Genomic DNA, 17,996 nt, shown 5'->3' on the forward strand with positions numbered 1-17,996 from the left:
CCAGCTTTGAATTTCCAAAAGATCAGATTGACTGCGGGCCTGTATTTTGTTGCCACTCCGATCGGAACCGCGCGCGACATTACGCTCAGGGCCTTGGATGTTCTGGCATCTGCCGACGTGATCGCAGCGGAGGACACCCGAAGCCTGCGCCGATTGATGGAAATCCACGGCATCCCGCTCGAGGGGCGCCGGATTCAAGCCTATCACGACCACAGCGGTGCAGGCGCGCGCGGCAAAATCATGGAGGCGCTGGCTCAAGGGCAATCGGTTGCCTATGCGTCCGAGGCCGGAATGCCGCTTATTGCGGATCCGGGTTATGATCTGGGCAAGCAGGCGGCTGAGGCCGGGCACACGGTGACCTGCGCCCCCGGCGCGTCGGCTGCCTTGACAGCGCTGACATTGGCGGGTCTTCCGACAGATGCCTTCTTTTTTACAGGATTTCTGCCCAATGCAGCCGGCGCACGCCGCGCCCGGATTGAGGCATTGAAGGACATTCCGGGCACGCTTGTGATTTATGAGTCCCCAAAACGTGTATCCGCCAGCTTGTCAGATCTGGCCTTGGTGCTGGGGGCAGACCGTCAGGCGGCGTTGTGCCGCGAATTGACCAAAAAATTCGAAGAGATTCGCCGAGCAACCCTGGCCGATTTGGCCGAGGAGTACCAAGGCAAGTCAGTCAAAGGTGAAATCGTTGTGCTTGTGGATCGTAGCCATTCGCAAAGCGTTAATGAATCTGACGTAGAAGAGGCTTTGAAGCGAGCGTTGGAAAGCCACTCGGTTCGGGATGCGGCAGATCTTGTTTCAAAAATGTATGACCTGCCGCGCCGACCGATTTACCAGAAAGCTCTGAAACTGGGAAAATGATGACATGGGTCGGCGGACAAATCAGGGCTCTGTTTCCTACCACGCCGGGCAGGCGGCAGAGCTTCGGGTTGCTGAGGATTATGAGCGCCGCGGCTTGACCATTCTGCATAGACGCTGGCGCGGCCCGGGCGGTGAAATCGATCTGATCGCGCGCAACGGGGCTGGGCTTGTGTTCATCGAAGTCAAGAAAAGCAGTAGTTTTGAAAAGGCGGCGGCCCGGATCAGCGCCAGACAGATTGATCGAATCTACGCTTCGGCTGCTCAGTTTCTAGAAAAAGAACCAAACGGGCAACTCACCGAAGCGCGCTTTGACGCGGCTCTGGTGGATGGGTCTGGCGCAGTTCAAATCATCGAAAACGCCTTTGGTCACGCCTAAGCCCCATTGAACCCCAGGGCCTGCTGGGCCATGTATCTGGCGTGAAACTGAGGGACACGCCATGAAAATCGCCTTTCAAATGGACCCGATCGGGGCCGTGGACATCAACGCCGACAGCTCATTCCGACTGGCGGAAGAGGCGCAGGCGCGCGGGCATTCGCTGTTTTTCTACGGGCCGGATCAACTGGTCTATCAGGAAGGCCGCATCACAGCGCGTGGCCACGACATGACAGTGCAGCGGGTCGCAGGTGATCCGGCCGTCTTGGGACCCGAACGCGAGGTTGATCTGGCTGATTTCGATGTGGTCTGGTTGCGACAGGACCCTCCGTTTGACATGCACTACATCACGTCCACGCATTTGCTGGATCGTCTCAAGGGTCAGACGCTTGTGGTCAACGACCCTTTCTGGGTGCGTAACTATCCGGAAAAGCTGCTGGTGCTGGATTTCCCTGACCTGACACCGCCGACAACGATCGCGCGTGATCTGCAAACGATCAAAGCGTTCAAGGAAAAGCATGGCGATATCATCCTCAAACCGCTTTATGGCAATGGCGGCGCAGGCGTGTTCCGTTTGGATGCCAATGATCGAAACCTGACGTCTCTGCACGAGTTGTTCACGGGCTTCTCGCGTGAGCCTCTGATCGTGCAGAAATTTCTGCCGGACGTCAGCAATGGCGACAAGCGGGTGATTTTGGTCGACGGCGAAGTTGTTGGTGCGATCAACCGGGTTCCTGCCGCAGGTGAAACGCGATCCAACATGCATGTAGGCGGGCGTCCGGAAAAGATTGGCTTGTCAGAGCGTGATCTTGAGATCTGCGCGGCCATCGGCCCCCTGCTTAAAGAAAAAGGTCAGATCTTTGTCGGTATCGACGTGATTGGCGACTATCTGACCGAGATCAACGTGACCTCACCCACCGGCATTCAAGAGCTTGAGCGCTTTGACGGCGTCAACATTGCCGAAAAAATCTGGCAGGCCATCGAAGCCAAAATCTAAGCCATGACCCGGGCGCTGATGCGAAAGCTCAGCGCCTCGGCTACGTGCGATCTGTGGACGTTTGCGGATCCTTCCAAATCGGCAATTGTGCGCGCCACGCGCAGAATGCGATGAAACGCGCGGGCGGACAGGCCAAACCGGTCTGCCGCTTTCAGCAACAGCTCTTTACCTTCTGCATCGGGTGTTGCGATCTCTTCCAGAACCTTCCCTTCTGCATCCGCGTTTTGGCGCATATGTGGGGTGTCTTGAAATCGGTTCGCCTGAATGGCGCGGGCGTTTTCGACCCGTTCAGCAACCGTAGCAGAGCTGTCGCCGGATGGCGGCAAGTCAAGATCAGTGAATTCCACCGGCGGTACTTCAATCCTCAGGTCGAACCTGTCCATCAACGGCCCTGATATGCGGTTCAGATAGTCCTCGCCACAGCCCGGCGCGCGTGAGCAGGCACGAGAGGGGTCTGTCAGATAACCGCATTTGCAAGGGTTGGCAGCGGCCACTAGCATGAGCCGGCAAGGATACTTCACATGCGCATTGGCGCGCGCCACCATAACTTCACCGGTTTCGATGGGTTGGCGCAACGTTTCCAGAACGGTGCGTGGAAACTCAGGAAATTCATCCATGAACAGCACGCCGTTATGAGCCAGCGAAATCTCACCGGGTTTCGCGCCTTTGCCGCCCCCAACGATTGCGGCCATCGAGGCCGTATGGTGGGGCTCGCGAAACGGGCGCGTGCGATTGATGCCGCCTTCGTCCAGCAAACCGCACAAAGACTGGATCATCGAGGTCTCTAAAGCTTCGACTGCGGTCAGGGGCGGCAGGATGCCGGGAAGCCGCGCGGCCAGCATGGATTTACCCGATCCCGGCGTTCCGATCATGATCAGATGGTGACGACCTGCGGCAGCGATCTCCAGGGCGCGTTTGGCGCGCTCCTGCCCTTTTACATCACGCAGATCCCGCGCGCTGGGCGTCAGGTTTACCTCGCCGGGCTGTGCGGCTGGTAGGGGGGATTGGCCCGAGAAATGGCGCACAACGTCGCCCAGAGATCCCGCGCCGATCACCTGCGTTGCGTCAACCCATGCCGCCTCGGCGCTGGAGGCGCGGGGGCAAAGCAACATCCGGTCATCAGATGCCGCAGTCATTGCCGCAGGCAGAGCACCGACCACCGGGACCAAAGATCCGTCGAGCGAAAGCTCTCCCAACGCTACGGTGCTTTCTGCGGCGTCGGCTGGAATGATCTCTAAGGCCGACAACAGCGCGACGGCTATGGGCAGGTCGAAATGGCTGCCTTCCTTGGGTAGGTCGGCGGGGGACAGGTTGATGGTGATCCGCTTTGAGGGCAAGGCGATTGCCATCGCGCTCAGCGCGCTGCGCACGCGGTCGCGGGCTTCGGATACCGCCTTGTCTGGCAGGCCCACGATGGAAAAGGCGGGCAGGCCGGGGGATACGGCGCATTGCACTTCGACCGGGCGGGCATCGACCCCTTGGAAGGCAACGGTATGTGCACGGGCGACCATGGCAGTCCTGTTCTTGGTTAACAGGACGTTGCTGCCATGGGTGTGGTTTAAGAGTCGTTAACGGACATGCGCAAGGCGGTGAATTTGGGCCATGCGCCGGGATCAGCCACGGTTTTGTCGCGGCAGAACGGATTGCAGAACCCCCAGCATTGGCCATCCAATTCCATAAAATCCGCAACCGGGTTGCCGGAGTACGGACAAGCCTCGTTGAGGGAAGGGCCGCCTGATACCGGTTTGGCGTTCGAGTCCCCTCCGACCGGCCAGGGCATTGATGACAACTCCTGCGGATAGGGGAATGGATTGTATTGAACTGTCATACCCATTGCGCGCCATTGTCTGACGGCTGGGTCCGACAGGAGGTCTAAACAATAGATCCGGTTCGCCTCGGACACTGGCAGCCCGTAGCCGATGATCCGTGCAGCAACAGGCGTATAGAACACATCCGCCAGCGAATAATCACCGAACAACGGGCCGTCTTGCGCACCAGAGATACGCCGCGCGTGCGCCCAGAGCGTCTCAATCCGTTCAAGATCGGCTAACGTCTGGGATGACGGGGCAAATCCTTGCCACACATGCTGTAATTGCATCGGGCATTGGCCGCGGAGGGCGCTGAACCCTGCAACCATCTCAGCGCAAAGCCAGCGGGCGGTTGCCCGCGCTGCGGGATCTGCAGGCCACAGCCCAGCTTCAGGGTGACGCTCGGCCAGCGTCTCGGCCATGGCTAGGCTTTCGCCTACAACCGTCCCTTCGGGCAGACGCAGCGCGGGAACCAGTCGGGCCGGGGTCAGCGGTTCCATGTCTTGTTTCATGCTGCCCGAATAAAGGCCGATCATGTGGCTGCGATAAGGCAGTTTGAACTTCTCAAGCATCAACCAGCCGCGCATCGACCAGCTGGAGAAGAGGCGGTCACCGATATACAAATCATAAGTCATGCTTGAACGATGCCGCAGGCCGGTGGCACAGTAAAACAGTGATTTGTGCGGGGTCAGTTCACGGAAGGTGATTGATCTTGCCGACCGACCATGTGTTGTCTTCCAAGCCGATGTCCGTGACAGACAGATTGTCGATCCGGTGCGAAAAGGTCTGCTGCCCGTCCAGATCCAAAGCGCGTTGCACTTGCGTGAGGATCACGCCGAAATGCGCGACGATCACCAGATCGCGCCCCGTGTACTCGGCTAAAAGCATGTCGATTGCGGCATCGACCCGGGATCGGACATCGTTCCAGCTTTCGCCCTGCGGAGGGCGGACATCCCCAGGATTATCCCAATAAGCGAAAGCCAGCTCCGGATCTTCTGCTTCGATATCGGCGAAACCACGCAGTTCCCAGCTGCCAAAATGAATCTCACGAAGGTCAGGGTTATGAGGCAAGCGCCGGCGCGGGCCCTGAATGGCTGAGGCAGTGTCCACGGCACGAGACAAGTCGGAAGAGATCACAAGTGCCTCGGACGGCAGATGATCATGCAGGCGTCTCAAGGCTGCTGTGTCGCTCAGGTCCGCAGGCAGATCTGACCAACCGACCATGGTTTTTGCATGTGTCGGCCCATGGCGGACAAGATGCAGGCGTGTCATGGCAATTGGCCTTTAAGAACAGATGGTAATCCGGCTGTCACCTGTACGACCAGATCCGCCTGCGCCGCCAAGGCGATGTTCAGCCGCCCCTGCGCCTCGCGGAATTGACGAGCGAGGGCGTTGTCCGGGACGATCCCGTAACCTACCTCGTTCGAGACAATCACAACCTGGGCTGGGCAGTCGTTCAGGGCATCCAGCAGGTTGGTCTGTGCCGTTTCCAGATCCGTGTCCGCCAGCAGATGATTGCTCAGCCACATTGTAGCGCAATCAATCAGGCAAATCTGATCTTGGGACAAGCGGGCCAGAACCGGCCCCAGATCAAGGGGTTCTTCAACCGTGCTCCAGCCGTCGCCGCGTTGCACGAGATGGCGATCAACCTTCTGGCGCATCTCGTTATCAAACACTTGTGATGTCGCGAGGTAAACGCGGCTTTTCCCAGCGGAAACAACTAGTTCCTCAGCGAAAACCGACTTGCCCGAGGAGGCTCCACCCAGAACCAAGGTTAAATCTGGAGACACAATTCTTACCTTTAGTTGATCCGATTGGTGCTGTTTTGCGTAAAGGTCATAGGTCGGCAAAGCAAGTCCGGCCAGCGCCTGCAAAACAGGGGAGAGGTTTATGGCACTGGATAATGCGACAGACTTTTCGATGTCCCGGCAAGCGATGAAGGCCGAGCTGCTGGATGCGGAAACAGAACTCAAACTGGCGTACGCCTGGCGGGATGACCGTGATGAACAGGCTTTGCACCGTCTAATTACCGCTTATATGCGTCTGGCCATTTCGATGGCAGCCAAATTCAAACGCTATGGCGCGCCGATGAATGATCTTATTCAAGAGGCCGGGTTGGGCCTGATGAAAGCGGCAGACAAGTTCGACCCGGACCGTGGTGTGCGTTTTTCGACTTATGCCGTGTGGTGGATCAAGGCGAGCATCCAGGATTATGTGATGCGGAACTGGTCCATGGTGCGGACTGGGTCCACCTCATCCCAAAAGTCCTTGTTTTTCAACATGCGGCGGGTGCAGGCACGGCTAGAGCGTGAGGCGGCGACCGAAGGCTTGGAGTTGGATCGACACCAGCTGCATCAGATGATTGCTACCGAGATTGGCGTTCCTCTGCGCGACGTGGAAATGATGGAAGGGCGTTTGTCCGGTTCGGATTTTTCGCTGAACGCGGTTCAGTCTGCGGACGAAGACGGGCGCGAGTGGATCGATGCGTTAGAGGATGATCGCGAACAGGCTGCGGATTCTGTTGAGCACAGCCATGACACAGCTCAACTGCGCGAGTGGTTGCTGACCGCGATGAATGCGCTGAACGACCGCGAACGTTTCATCGTGCGCGAACGCAAGTTGCGCGAACCCGCCAGAACGTTGGAGAGCTTGGGCGATGAACTGGGATTGTCCAAGGAGCGCGTGCGCCAACTAGAAGCCGCGGCGTTTTCAAAAATGCGTAAGAACCTTGAAGCCCAGTCGCGCGAGGTGCAACACTTCATCGCATGAAACATGTTGCGATTCTTGTGTGTGTTCTTGGCCTTACGGTTTTCGCCGCGCGTTCAGGCGCGGCGAAGGATTTGATCCCTGATGACGTTCTGACAGCGATGCGGGGCGTCGATGTGGTGATTTTGGGCGAAGTACATGACAACCCCAGGCACCACCACATACAGGCCGAAGCACTTGAAGCGCTGTCACCCTCGGCCGTTGTATGGGAGATGGTGACAGAAGAGGGTGCTCAGCGGCTGTCGCAAAAGGCAGTGTCTGACCCTGATGAACTGGGGCGCATCCTTAAATGGGCCGAAAGCGGGTGGCCTCCGCTCAGTATGTATTACCCGGTTTTCCAAGCCTCAAGTGCGCCCGTCTATGGGGCAATGGTGCCCCGCACAGCTGCGCGCGCAGCGATGGAACGCGGTGCGGCGACGGCTTTGGGCGCAGACGCGGCACGGTATGGTCTGACCGTGCCGCTGTCGCCCGAGGAACAATCCGCGCGGGAGGCGGATCAACTGGCCGCTCATTGCGATGCTTTGCCAGTTGAAATGCTGCCGCAGATGGTTGCGATCCAACGCTTGCGCGATGCGGTTTTGGCCCGTGCGGTGGTGCGCGCCATGGAGGAAACCGGAGGGCCGGTTGCGGTGATCACAGGCAATGGCCACGCGCGGACAGATCGGGGTATCCCGACTTATCTTGCGCGCCTTCAGCCAGGATGGAAAGTGGTTGCGGTAGGGCAATCCGAAGATGGCATTATCGATGGCGACTTCGACTTGGTAATCGACAGCCCGTCGATAGAGCGTGAAGACCCCTGTGCGGCGTTTCAGGTGCAGAATTAATCGCTGGAACTACCTGCTGGCCTTGCCTAATGTCAGGGCCGACCGGCACAGGAAGGGCTGAACATGCTGTCATCCAAACGTATTCTGCTGATAATCGGCGGCGGGATTGCGGCCTATAAGTCGCTGGATCTGATCCGCAGGCTGCGAGAGCGTGGGGCTGCTGTGACACCGGTTCTGACCCGTGCAGCGGAAGAATTTGTGACGCCTTTGTCAGTGTCTGCGTTGGCCGGAGAGAAAGTCTATCGCGATCTGTTCGATCTTACCGATGAGGCCGAGATGGGGCATATTCAATTGTCGCGCTCGGCCGATCTGATCGTTGTCGCCCCCGCAACGGCAGATCTTATGGGCAAGATGGCCTCTGGGTTGGCCAACGATATGGCGTCGACCCTTTTGATGGCGACGGACACGCCCGTTCTTTGCGCGCCCGCGATGAATGTACGGATGTGGGACCACCCGGCCACGCAACGCAACCTCAAGCAGCTTCAAGCCGATGGGGTACGCTTTGTCGGGCCAAATGAGGGTGACATGGCCTGCGGCGAATTCGGCCCGGGACGCATGTCTGAACCGCTGGAAATTGTCGCGGCGATTGAGGCACAGCTGACTGCGGGACCTTTGGCTGGCAAACGCGTGCTGGTGACGTCTGGCCCGACGCATGAACCGATTGATCCGGTGCGCTATATCGCGAACCGGTCGTCCGGTGCGCAGGGTGCTGCTGTGGCGCGGGCACTGGCGCATTTGGGGGCCGAGGTGATTTTTGTCACTGGCCCTGCCGACGTGCCCCCTCCGGCAGGTGTACAGGTCGTACCCGTTGAGACGGCGCAACAGATGTCTGACGCGGTCGATACCGCTCTGCCCGTCGATGCGGGTGTATTCGCGGCGGCGGTCGCGGATTGGCGTGTGGCAAGCGCATCGGACAAGAAACTGAAGAAAAGCCGAGATGGCCTGCCGGTTCTGGAATTTGCCGAAAACCCGGACATTTTGAAACGTGTATCCCAGTTGGCAGTGGGCCGCCCGCCGCTGGTGGTTGGTTTTGCGGCTGAAACAGACGATGTGGTTGAACACGCCACCGCCAAGCGCCTTCGCAAAGGCTGCGATTGGATCGTTGCGAACGATGTCAGCCCGGCAACCGGCATCATGGGTGGGTCCGAGAATGCGGTCATTCTGATCTCGGGCAGTGGCACCGAAGAATGGCCGCGCTTGGGCAAGGACGAAGTTGCCCGGCGTCTGGCGGCAAAGATCGCGGACGCATTGGCAGGCTGAAGGAAAGGCATGGGCATGGTTGCAATTCGAGTGATCCGAGAAGACGGTGCAGACCCCGCTGTCGCGCTTCCGTCTTACGAAACGGCTGGTGCTGCCGGGGCGGATGTGCGCGCCAACTTGCCAGGTGGCACCCCTATCGTGTTGGAACCTGGCCAACGCACGCTCGTGCCAACTGGCCTGCGTATCGAAATTCCCAAGGGGTACGAGGTTCAGGTCCGTCCCCGCTCGGGCCTTGCGCTGAAACACGGGATTACACTGCCCAACACGCCAGGCACCATCGACAGTGATTATCGCGGACCTTTGGGCGTGATCGTGATGAACGCAGGTCAGGACCGCTTCGAAATTGCCCATGGTGAGCGCATCGCGCAACTGGTGGTCGCGCCTGTCGTGCAGGCCACCTTCGAGTTGGCTGAGGAATTGGGCGAAACTGGTCGCGGGTCCGGCGGCTTTGGCTCAACCGGGCGCGGCTGATGCTGCTGGTTTTTGTTCTGGCCGCAGGACTTTGGGGTGTTGGCTATATCGCCGGCACGTCAAAAACAGCGCGTGTGGTTTCGGTCAGTGTGCTTTTGGCCGGAGTGATCCTGTCTCATCTGATCTTGCCAGACGGGCATCCGCTGCGTCAGGCGACGGGCGGCTCGGCGGCAATGTGGCTGATCCTTGTGGGTTTCGGCGCGATTGTTTTGGTGTATGGAAGGGTGCTGAAAGCCCTGCGCAATCGCGCAGAGTCCGTTTCAGATCAGGAACCTACCATGCCCTCCGACCGATTTACCGAGACCGAGCTGGACCGCTATGCCCGTCACATCGTATTGCGCGAATTGGGCGGTCCGGGGCAGAAAAAGCTGAAAAAAGCACGGGTGCTGGTGATTGGCGCGGGTGGTTTGGGGGCCCCTGCTTTGCAATATCTGGCAGCAGCCGGGGTGGGCACAATCGGCGTCATAGATGACGACATCGTCGAGAACGCCAACCTGCAACGGCAGGTCATTCACCGTGACGCAGATATCGGGATGCCCAAGGTCTTTTCGGCCCAACAAGCGATGGAGGCGCAAAACCCGAACGTGGTGGTTCTGCCCTATCATCGCAGGTTGAACGATGAGATCGCGGCCGATCTGTTTGCCGATTTCGATCTTATTCTTGACGGGACCGATAATTTTGACACGCGCTATCTTGCCAACCGCGCGGCCGTCGCGCTTGGCAAGCCTTTGATCTCGGGGGCCTTGTCGCAGTGGGAGGGGCAGCTGAGTGTGTTTGACCCGGCCAACGGCAGCCCCTGCTATCAGTGTATTTTCCCCGAAGCACCGGCCCCAGGCTTGGCCCCGTCCTGTTCCGAGGCTGGGGTGATCGGCCCCTTGCCCGGCGTTGTTGGGTCGATGATGGCGGTCGAAGCGATCAAGGTGATCACGGGCGCGGGCATGGCGTTGCGTAGCGAGATGTTGATCTATGACGCTCTGTACGGCGAAAGCCGCAAGATTACCCTGACCCGTCGCGCCGATTGCCCCGTCTGCGGCACCGCGAACGATTAACCTTTCTTTACGCAGGCTGTGGGTTCTAGAACACCCGGCCTAGGCGACTTAGCTATAGGGTCAAAGGAGATCCGAATGACCAACCCGATCCTGTCCAGCTGGACCACCCCGTTTGAAATTGCTCCCTTTGCCGAAATTTCGGACGATGATTTTACCCCGGCGCTGGATCAGGCAATGACGGCGCATAACGATCAGATCGCTGCGATTGCCGAGAATTCTGACGCTCCGACCTTTGGCAATACGATTGAGGCTTTGGAGGCTGCGGGCGAGCAGTTGGACAAGGTTCTGTCGGTCTTTTTCACGGTTGCAGGGGCAGACAGCAATCCCAGACGGGAAGAGTTGCAGCGAGAGTTCTCCCCCAAACTGTCGGCACATTTTTCCGGCATTTCTTCGAACAAGGCGCTGTTCAAACGCGTGGCCGACCTGTGGGCGCGGCGCGATGATCTGAACCTGACCGAAGAACAGGCGCGTGTGCTGATGTTGACCCATCGCGGTTTCGTGCGTGCTGGCGCAGCGCTGGCAGGGGAAGACGATACACGGATGCAAGAGATCAAGTCGCGCCTCGCCTCTTTGGGGACGTCCTTTACTCAAAACCTGTTGGCAGATGAGAGGGACTGGTTCATGGACCTGACCGAAGAGGATCTGCAGGGCCTGCCAGATTTCGTCCTGGATGCAGCCCGCGCTGCGGGGCTAGAGAAAGAGGCACAGGGACCAGTGGTGACCCTGTCGCGGTCGCTGATTGTACCGTTCCTGCAATTCTCACCTCGTCGGGACCTGCGCGAAAAGGCTTATCGCGCCTGGGCAGCTCGCGGTGCCAATGGGGGCGACACTGACAACCGCGACATCGCTGCCGAGATTTTAGGTTTGCGTGAGCAACGCGCCAAGCTGCTGGGCTATGACAGTTTCGCCGACTACAAGCTGGAAACCGAAATGGCCCGCACACCGGACCGCGTGCGTGAACTGTTGATGCAGGTGTGGGAACCGGCAAAATCCCGTGCCGATGCTGACGCCGAGATCCTGACGCAGATGATGCAGGAAGACGGCATCAACGGTCCGCTGGAAGCCTGGGATTGGCGCTACTACGCCGAAAAGCGGCGCAAGGCGGAACACGATCTGGATGAGGCGGCCCTGAAACCCTATCTGCAACTGGATCGTATGATCGAGGCGTCTTTTGCCTGCGCAAACCGTCTGTTCGGGCTGGAATTCGCGCCGCTGGACGTTCCGCTCTATCACCCGGATTGCCGGGCCTGGGAAGTCACACGTGGCGGGCAGCATATTGCCGTTTTCATCGGTGACTACTTTGCGCGGGGATCGAAACGGTCTGGTGCGTGGTGCAGCGCGATGCGGGCGCAGGCGAAGTTCCCGAAAGATCAGGCGCCGGTTGTGATCAATGTCTGCAACTTTGCCAAGGGTGATCCGGCGCTGCTGTCTTATGACGACGCGCGGACATTGTTCCACGAATTCGGACACGCCCTGCATCAGATGCTGTCGAATGTGACCTATGAGAGCATCTCGGGCACTTCGGTCGCGCGTGATTTTGTCGAACTGCCCAGCCAGCTTTACGAACACTGGCTGGAAGTGCCCGAGGTTCTGGCCGAATTTGCGACCCATGCCGAAACGGGCGAGCCAATGCCGCAGGAGATGCTGCAGAAAGTGTTGAAAGCCGCTAATTTCGATCAAGGGTTCCAGACCGTGGAATATGTTGCTTCGGCCCTTGTTGATCTGGCCTTCCATGATGGGGATGCCCCGGCAGATCCGATGGCAAAACAGGCCGAAGTTCTGGCGGACCTCGGGATGCCGCATGCCATCGGGATGCGCCACGCCACGCCCCACTTTGCCCATGTCTTTGCCGGTGATGGCTATAGCTCGGGCTACTACAGCTACATGTGGTCCGAGGTGATGGATGCTGACGCCTTCGCCGCCTTTGAAGAGGCGGGCGGTGCCTTTGATACCGAACGCGCCAAGGCGCTGGAAGACAACATCCTGTCCACCGGCGGGTCGCGAGAGGCGGAAGACCTGTATCTGGCGTTCCGGGGGCGATTGCCAGGCGTGGACGCCCTGTTGAAAGGCCGCGGCTTGATCGCGGCCTGAATTCAGTAACCCAGCGTGCGATCCACTAAATGCACAAAGGGCTCACCGGCTTCGCCACGTCGGATGTTTTCGCAAATGACCTGCGCGGCTGTGACCGGGCGGGTCTCAGACGCGATGTGAGGGGTCACAGTCACGTTCGGATGTGTCCAGTAGGGATGGTATTCGGGCAAGGGCTCGACACGGAACACGTCCAGCGTTGCGTGCCCAACCTGACCAGAGTTCAGCGCATCCAGAAGCGCGTCGTCATCAATCAGCGGGCCACGTCCCGGGTTGATGATCCGTGCGCCCTTAGGCAGCAAGGCCAACGTTTCGGCATTCAGCGCGTTTTCCGTGGCGGGGGTATCGGGCAGCAATAGTACCACGATTTCAGCCTGAGAAAGCGCTTGGCGAAGCCCTTCGGAGCCATGCAAGCAGGTCACGCCGGGGATGTCTTTGGCGGTGCGGCTCCAACCGGTGACTTGAAAGTTAAGCGCAGTCAGGGCTCGGGCCGCGGCCTCGCCCAACGTGCCCAGCCCTAAAATGCAGACGATACGCTCTTTTGCCAATGGCGGCGCTTCCGGTTCCCAGACGCCATCCTGCACGAGGATGTGCCGGTCTATTCCTAGGTGGTAGCGTAGCACGTGCCCAACCACCCATTCAGTCATGCCCTGCGTCAATCCGTGATCCACCATCCGCGCCAATGGGACGGTCAGCGTTTCATTGTCCGCGATTTTCTCGATACCAGCCCAAAGGCTCAGTACAGCTTTCAGACGGGTGAAGGGTGTGAAATCGTGTACTCCGCCGTTGGGGTCATAAACGACATAGTCGACCTGATCCGGTTCAAATTCCGTGCTGAGCCGCGCGTCGACTTTTGCGTCAGCCAAGTACTGAGTCAGCAGCGGTTCGTACACGGGCCACAGAGCAGAGCGTGCGGAAAACAGGACGTTAGCGGGCATCGTGGGCCTTTCAGATCAGCGGGGGCGGTGAATATGTGCGCTTTGGACGATGCCGAACGCAGCCATCAGCACCAGCATGGCCGATCCGCCATAGCTGACCATTGGCAGTGGTACGCCGACAACCGGGGCCATGCCCATCACCATCGACATGTTGACGGCAAAGAAAAGGAAAAAGTTCAGTGCGATGCCCAGAGTGACCAGTGAGGAAAACCGATCCTTGGTAGCAAGAGCCGTAACCATACAGAACACAAGGATCAGCGCGTAGAGGATCAACAGCGTGATACCTCCTACAAATCCGAACTCTTCCGCCAGCGTCGTGAAAATGAAGTCGGTGTGCTTTTCAGGCAGAAAATTCAAACGGGACTGTGTTCCTTGCATGAAACCGCGCCCGTTCCAGCCGCCGGACCCGAGGGCGATCTTGGACTGCGTGATATGGTACCCCGCGCCCAATGGGTCGGTCGAGGGGTCAAGAAAGGTGTCAATCCGGCGGAACTGATAGTCCTTGAGCAATTGCCAATCCGTCCCGCGGCTGTTGAACACAGCGGCGATCAAACCCACGACCGCAGCGATAACAGCCGCAAAATAAGCCCAGTGGACGCCCGCCAGAAACATCAGCCCGCCACCAGCGGCCAACAGAAGGATCGATGTGCCAAGGTCCGGTTGCTTCAGAACCAACAAGGTAGGCAGGATGATCAGTGCCACGGGGATAAAAACCCACAGCGGTCGGGATGTCTTGTGCGACGGCAGCCAGTCGTAGTAGGCCGCCAGCACCATAACCAGTGCGACCTTCATGACTTCTGATGGTTGCAAACGCATGAAACCAAGGTCGATCCAGCGCTGCGCGCCCATGCCGATGGTGCCAAACAGTTCAACAAACACCAGCAAAGCGACCGAGCCCAGATAGGCCAGAACGGACATGTTGCGCCAGAACCAGATTGGCACCAGTGCAATGATGAACATCGCTGTCAGGCCAAGACCGAACCGTTCCATCTGCGGCTCGGCCCAGGGCGTCCACGAACCACCCGCAACCGAATACAACATCAGGAATCCAGCGCTGGCCGTGCTGATCAGCAGCAGGGTCAGGGGCCAGTTCATGTAGAGGAATTTCCGGAATCCAGACGGTGTGGATTTGACGGCATATTCAAGATAGCTCATGCGCGGTCCTTTCCGTCAGGACGCGCTTTGGGACGACGGTCACCTTCAAGCCGTTTTTGCTGTTCCTTGATACGGTCCCGGTCGCCGACGGGATACGCGTCGAGTGGCGGCGTGCCGTTGTAAAGGGCCTGAAGCATGATGTCCCGCGCCACCGGGGCTGCCGCCTTGGACCCCCCGCCCCCATGTTCAACTACGACAGCAATGGCGTATTTGGGTTTGTCGTACGGGGCAAAACTGACGAACAGCGCGTGGTCGCGGCGTTCCCAGGGCAGATCCTCGTTGCGGATCACACCGGCTGCACGCTCGGCTTTGGTAATGTTGCGCACCTGACTTGTGCCGGTTTTACCCGCCATGCGGAGATCATCTGCGATGATACGGCTGCGATAAGCAGTGCCACGACGGTCGTTTGAAACGGACCACATCGCTTCGCGGATGTGTCTGAGATTGGTTGGGCTGATCGTGAGCGGTTCACCTGCACCGCTAGGCTGCTCAACCCCGTTGACAGACCGCACCAGACGGGGTGAGACCGCGCGTCCGGTGGCAATCCGCGCGGTCATGACAGCCAATTGCATGGGCGAAGCCAACATAAAGCCTTGTCCGATGGAGGCGTTTGCGGTGTCGCCGATCAGCCATTCTTCGCCATGCACCCTTTGTTTCCATTCCTGATTGGGCGCCAGTCCGGCGCGCACAGCGGACATGGGAATGTCATGCTTGATGCCCAGTCCAAGGGTGTTGGCCATCTCGGAGATTCTGTCGATGCCCACCTTTATCGCCACATCGTAATAATACACGTCGCAACTGCGTTTAAGCGAGGTATTCAGGTCCACCATACCATGACCACCACGCTTCCAGCAGTGGAAGCGACGGCTGCCAACTTTCAGATGGCCGGGGCAGTAAACGGTGTTGCCGGGGCCGACGACTCCGGCCTCAAGCGCTGCCAACGCGGTAACCATCTTAAATGTCGAACCGGGCGGGTAAGTGCCCTGGACCGTCTTGTTTGCCAACGGGCGATACTTGTCCTGTGTCAGCATACGGTAATCCGCGACCGAGATACCACGTACGAACAGGTTGGGATCGAAGCTGGGCGCCGAGGCCATTGCGCGCAGATCACCAGTTTCGCAATCGATCACGACAGCGGCGGCGCTTTCGCCAGCCAACCGGGCTTGGGCGTATTGTTGAAGGTCTGCATCGACGGACAGCTGCAAGTCGGCCCCGGGTTGGCCTTCTTGCCGGTCCAGCTCGCGCATGACACGACCGGTGGCGTTGACTTCGACACGCTTGGCGCCTGCCTTGCCGCGCAATGAGATTTCCTGCCTTGCCTCAAGACCCACCTTTCCGATCTGAAACCGGGGGATTCGCAGAACGGGTTCAGGGTCTTCGATCTGACTGAGGTCGTAGTCACTGACCGGTCCGACATATCCAACGATGTGGGCGAAGTCCTCATAGCGTGGATATTGTCGTGTCAAACCCACTTCGGGCGTGACACCCGGCAGTGCAGGGGCATTGACCGCGACTTTCGATATGTCTTCCCACGTGACCTGATCGGCCAGCGTGACCGGCAAGAACGGGGCTGAGCGGCGCATCTCGGTCATGGCCCGTTCGATCTCATCCTCGTTCAGCGGGATCAGTTCTGATAACTTGCGGATCACTTGGTCCACATCACCAGCGTCTTCGCGCACAATGACGATACGGTAGGATGGAGAGTTCTGGCCAATGATCTGCCCGTTCCGGTCATAGATCCGCCCGCGGTCCGGGGGGATTAGACGGATGTTGATGCGGTTTTCCTCGGCCAGAAGGCGATATTGATCGGCCTGATCCACCTGCATGAACCGCATACGTGCCGCTAGTCCGCCAACAAAGGCCGCTTGCAGGCCACCCAGAAGCAGAGCCCGCCTTGGCAGGCGTTTATAGGCCAGACCCTGAGACTTGGGCTTGCGTGGCTTCATGCCCGACCTCCTACAGCACTGGCATCCGACGCGGACATGCGACGGACCCCGAACACGCTTTGGCTGAGTCCCACAATGGCGGGATAGCAGGCGATCGTCAGAATAAGCTGGATCATGACGGGCCACAACGCGGCCTGTTGCACAGACAAGATCGAAAGAATGACCCTGTTCGCCAGAAAGACGCCCGTGATGACCACGCCAACGGACATCCATTCTCCGACAAAACCGGCATCTTTCATACCGGGTGCCGCCGAACGCAGATAGGCTGATCCAAAGACAACCAGTGCCGCCAAAAGACCGGGTGGGCGTTGCAGAAGAAGATCCGCCATCAACATCACGAACGCAACCAGCAGGGTTGGGACATAATCTGGGCGACGCAGCACCCAGGCAAAGGTCAGGGCAATCAGAACGTCAGGAAAGGGCCAGCGGTTGGGTTGTGCATCCAGCGGCAACAAGTGCAGGAACAGCACCAAGACGGCCAGCGCCGCAAAAAGGCCCCGCATGGCCAAGTTATGTGAGGCTGGCTTATCCATCGCCAAGTTCCTCAGGAGATAGAGCGGCTTCGGGGCGGGTGGGGCCGACGATGCCACCGGGGTCCCGAATGGTCGGGGCTGAGTTGAATCGCAGAACCCGCAAAAACTCCAGCCGTTCGAAATCAGCCGACAAGCGCACGCGCAACCGGCCACCCGGATCCGCTGCAATCTGGCCGATCAGCAGGCCAGCCGGAAACACGCCGCCGTCGCCTGAAGTAATGACGCGATCTCCGGGGCGAACCAGTTCTCGGTTCTCAAGGAACTCGACCACAGGCGCAGGCGTGTTGTCGCCTTTGATCAACGCAGTCTGACCCGATGGTTGGATGGTAGCAGGGATGGCGCTGGTGGCATCTGTCACCAGAATAACGCGGGCTGTATCGGAACCAACACCCGAGATCCGCCCAACAAGACCGATGCCGTCCATCGTGGCCCATCCATCGACGATGCCGTCGCGCTCGCCTACGTTCAGCAAAACAGATTGCCGGAAAGGCGAGCCGCTGTCGGCCATCACAACACCGGTGATATAAGTCAGGCGCGGATCAAGACGTACGTTGTTGAGATCCAACAACCGGGCGTTTTCCTGCTCTAGTTGCAGCGCGGCCTCTTTCCAGGCGCGCATCAGGCGCAATTCGCTGCGCAGTTCACGGTTTTGTTCGCTCAGGCGTTGGTAGCTTTGGAAATCGCGTACTAGATTAACGGCGGCCGTAACGGGCACCATGGCCCATTCCATCGAAGGGACGACCGTATCTACCACCTGCGCACGGAACCGTTCCACGCGCGGGCTATCAATACGCCAGACCAGAAAGATACCCAGTAAACACATAATAACGATGCCCAACAGCAAACGCCGCAAGGGGGTTGTGTAGTCATCGCGCTGTGATCGGTCTTTTGCCACAGGTTACCTTCCCGTGCTGCTCGTGCCGAATT

General features: G+C 58.9%; 18 protein-coding genes. 9 read left to right on the forward strand and 9 right to left on the reverse strand.

Annotated elements, in window-relative coordinates:
* Window positions 1–6: 6 nt before the first annotated feature.
* The 3 genes from rsmI (at window position 7) to gshB (ending at window position 2,231) form a co-directional block, all read left to right on the forward strand.
* Complete coding sequence (gene rsmI, locus GOV85_RS14215) at window positions 7–861, forward strand: 16S rRNA (cytidine(1402)-2'-O)-methyltransferase (RefSeq protein ID WP_171179218.1); 855 nt, start codon at window positions 7–9, stop codon at window positions 859–861.
* Window positions 862–865: 4 nt separating this feature from the next.
* Entirely contained in the window at window positions 866–1,237 is a 372-nt protein-coding gene (locus tag GOV85_RS14220; protein ID WP_171179221.1) for a YraN family protein, read from the forward strand.
* 61 nt (window positions 1,238–1,298) lie between these two features.
* Window positions 1,299–2,231, forward strand: coding sequence for a glutathione synthase (gshB, locus tag GOV85_RS14225; protein WP_171179223.1), 933 nt, complete (start codon window positions 1,299–1,301; stop codon window positions 2,229–2,231).
* Here gshB and GOV85_RS14230 read toward each other — a convergent pair.
* Genes GOV85_RS14230 through cobU form a run of 4 tightly spaced genes read right to left on the reverse strand, consistent with a single transcriptional unit; the run spans window position 2,228 to window position 5,829 of the window.
* On the reverse strand, window positions 2,228–3,742 hold the full coding sequence (locus GOV85_RS14230) for a YifB family Mg chelatase-like AAA ATPase (RefSeq protein ID WP_171179225.1): 1,515 nt from the start codon (window positions 3,740–3,742) through the stop codon (window positions 2,228–2,230). The two genes, gshB and GOV85_RS14230, sit on opposite strands and share 4 nt — an antisense overlap.
* Before the next feature lie 47 nt (window positions 3,743–3,789).
* Window positions 3,790–4,674, reverse strand: coding sequence for a glutathione S-transferase (locus GOV85_RS14235; RefSeq protein ID WP_171179227.1), 885 nt, complete (start codon window positions 4,672–4,674; stop codon window positions 3,790–3,792).
* Window positions 4,675–4,732: 58 nt separating this feature from the next.
* Window positions 4,733–5,311 carry a histidine phosphatase family protein gene (locus GOV85_RS14240; RefSeq protein ID WP_171179229.1) on the reverse strand — a complete coding sequence of 193 codons (579 nt, stop codon included), beginning with the start codon at window positions 5,309–5,311 and terminating at the stop codon, window positions 4,733–4,735.
* Window positions 5,308–5,829: a bifunctional adenosylcobinamide kinase/adenosylcobinamide-phosphate guanylyltransferase gene (cobU, locus tag GOV85_RS14245; RefSeq protein WP_171179231.1), complete on the reverse strand. Its 522-nt coding sequence runs from the start codon at window positions 5,827–5,829 to the stop codon at window positions 5,308–5,310. Before cobU ends, GOV85_RS14240 begins: the two co-directional genes overlap by 4 nt.
* A gap of 100 nt (window positions 5,830–5,929) precedes the next feature.
* Between cobU and GOV85_RS14250 the strand changes: the two genes are divergently transcribed.
* From GOV85_RS14250 to GOV85_RS14275, 6 genes are all read left to right on the forward strand, one after another.
* The gene (locus tag GOV85_RS14250; protein WP_171179233.1) at window positions 5,930–6,808 is read left to right on the forward strand and encodes an RNA polymerase factor sigma-32; all 879 of its coding nucleotides are present in this window, start codon (window positions 5,930–5,932) and stop codon (window positions 6,806–6,808) included.
* Entirely contained in the window at window positions 6,805–7,629 is an 825-nt protein-coding gene (locus tag GOV85_RS14255; protein ID WP_171179235.1) for a ChaN family lipoprotein, read from the forward strand. Before GOV85_RS14250 ends, GOV85_RS14255 begins: the two co-directional genes overlap by 4 nt.
* A 63-nt stretch (window positions 7,630–7,692) precedes the next feature.
* Entirely contained in the window at window positions 7,693–8,889 is a 1,197-nt protein-coding gene (coaBC, locus tag GOV85_RS14260) for a bifunctional phosphopantothenoylcysteine decarboxylase/phosphopantothenate--cysteine ligase CoaBC (protein ID WP_171179237.1), read from the forward strand.
* A gap of 15 nt (window positions 8,890–8,904) precedes the next feature.
* A complete protein-coding gene (gene dut, locus GOV85_RS14265; protein WP_171179239.1) occupies window positions 8,905–9,360 on the forward strand; it encodes a dUTP diphosphatase in 456 nt (151 codons plus the stop codon).
* On the forward strand, window positions 9,360–10,409 hold the full coding sequence (locus tag GOV85_RS14270; RefSeq protein ID WP_171179241.1) for a molybdopterin-synthase adenylyltransferase MoeB: 1,050 nt from the start codon (window positions 9,360–9,362) through the stop codon (window positions 10,407–10,409). The genes dut and GOV85_RS14270 overlap by 1 nt, the downstream gene beginning before the upstream one ends.
* 75 nt (window positions 10,410–10,484) lie before the next feature.
* The gene (locus GOV85_RS14275) at window positions 10,485–12,500 is read left to right on the forward strand and encodes a M3 family metallopeptidase (protein ID WP_171179243.1); all 2,016 of its coding nucleotides are present in this window, start codon (window positions 10,485–10,487) and stop codon (window positions 12,498–12,500) included.
* Window positions 12,501–12,502: 2 nt separating this feature from the next.
* On the opposite strand, the gene GOV85_RS14280 is transcribed toward GOV85_RS14275, so the two are convergent.
* Genes GOV85_RS14280 through mreC form a run of 5 tightly spaced genes read right to left on the reverse strand, consistent with a single transcriptional unit; the run spans window position 12,503 to window position 17,964 of the window.
* Complete coding sequence (locus tag GOV85_RS14280) at window positions 12,503–13,435, reverse strand: glyoxylate/hydroxypyruvate reductase A (protein WP_171179245.1); 933 nt, start codon at window positions 13,433–13,435, stop codon at window positions 12,503–12,505.
* A gap of 15 nt (window positions 13,436–13,450) precedes the next feature.
* Window positions 13,451–14,590 carry a rod shape-determining protein RodA gene (gene rodA / locus GOV85_RS14285; protein WP_171179247.1) on the reverse strand — a complete coding sequence of 380 codons (1,140 nt, stop codon included), beginning with the start codon at window positions 14,588–14,590 and terminating at the stop codon, window positions 13,451–13,453.
* Window positions 14,587–16,536, reverse strand: coding sequence for a penicillin-binding protein 2 (gene mrdA / locus GOV85_RS14290; RefSeq protein ID WP_171179250.1), 1,950 nt, complete (start codon window positions 16,534–16,536; stop codon window positions 14,587–14,589). Before mrdA ends, rodA begins: the two co-directional genes overlap by 4 nt.
* Entirely contained in the window at window positions 16,533–17,069 is a 537-nt protein-coding gene (locus tag GOV85_RS14295) for a rod shape-determining protein MreD (protein WP_171179252.1), read from the reverse strand. The genes mrdA and GOV85_RS14295 overlap by 4 nt, the downstream gene beginning before the upstream one ends.
* Window positions 17,062–17,964, reverse strand: coding sequence for a rod shape-determining protein MreC (gene mreC, locus GOV85_RS14300; RefSeq protein ID WP_171179254.1), 903 nt, complete (start codon window positions 17,962–17,964; stop codon window positions 17,062–17,064). Before mreC ends, GOV85_RS14295 begins: the two co-directional genes overlap by 8 nt.
* Between the last annotated feature and the right edge of the window lie 32 nt (window positions 17,965–17,996).

Origin of the sequence: Ruegeria sp. HKCCA4633, from assembly GCF_013034605.1 — a bacterium.
GTDB lineage: Bacteria > Pseudomonadota > Alphaproteobacteria > Rhodobacterales > Rhodobacteraceae > Ruegeria.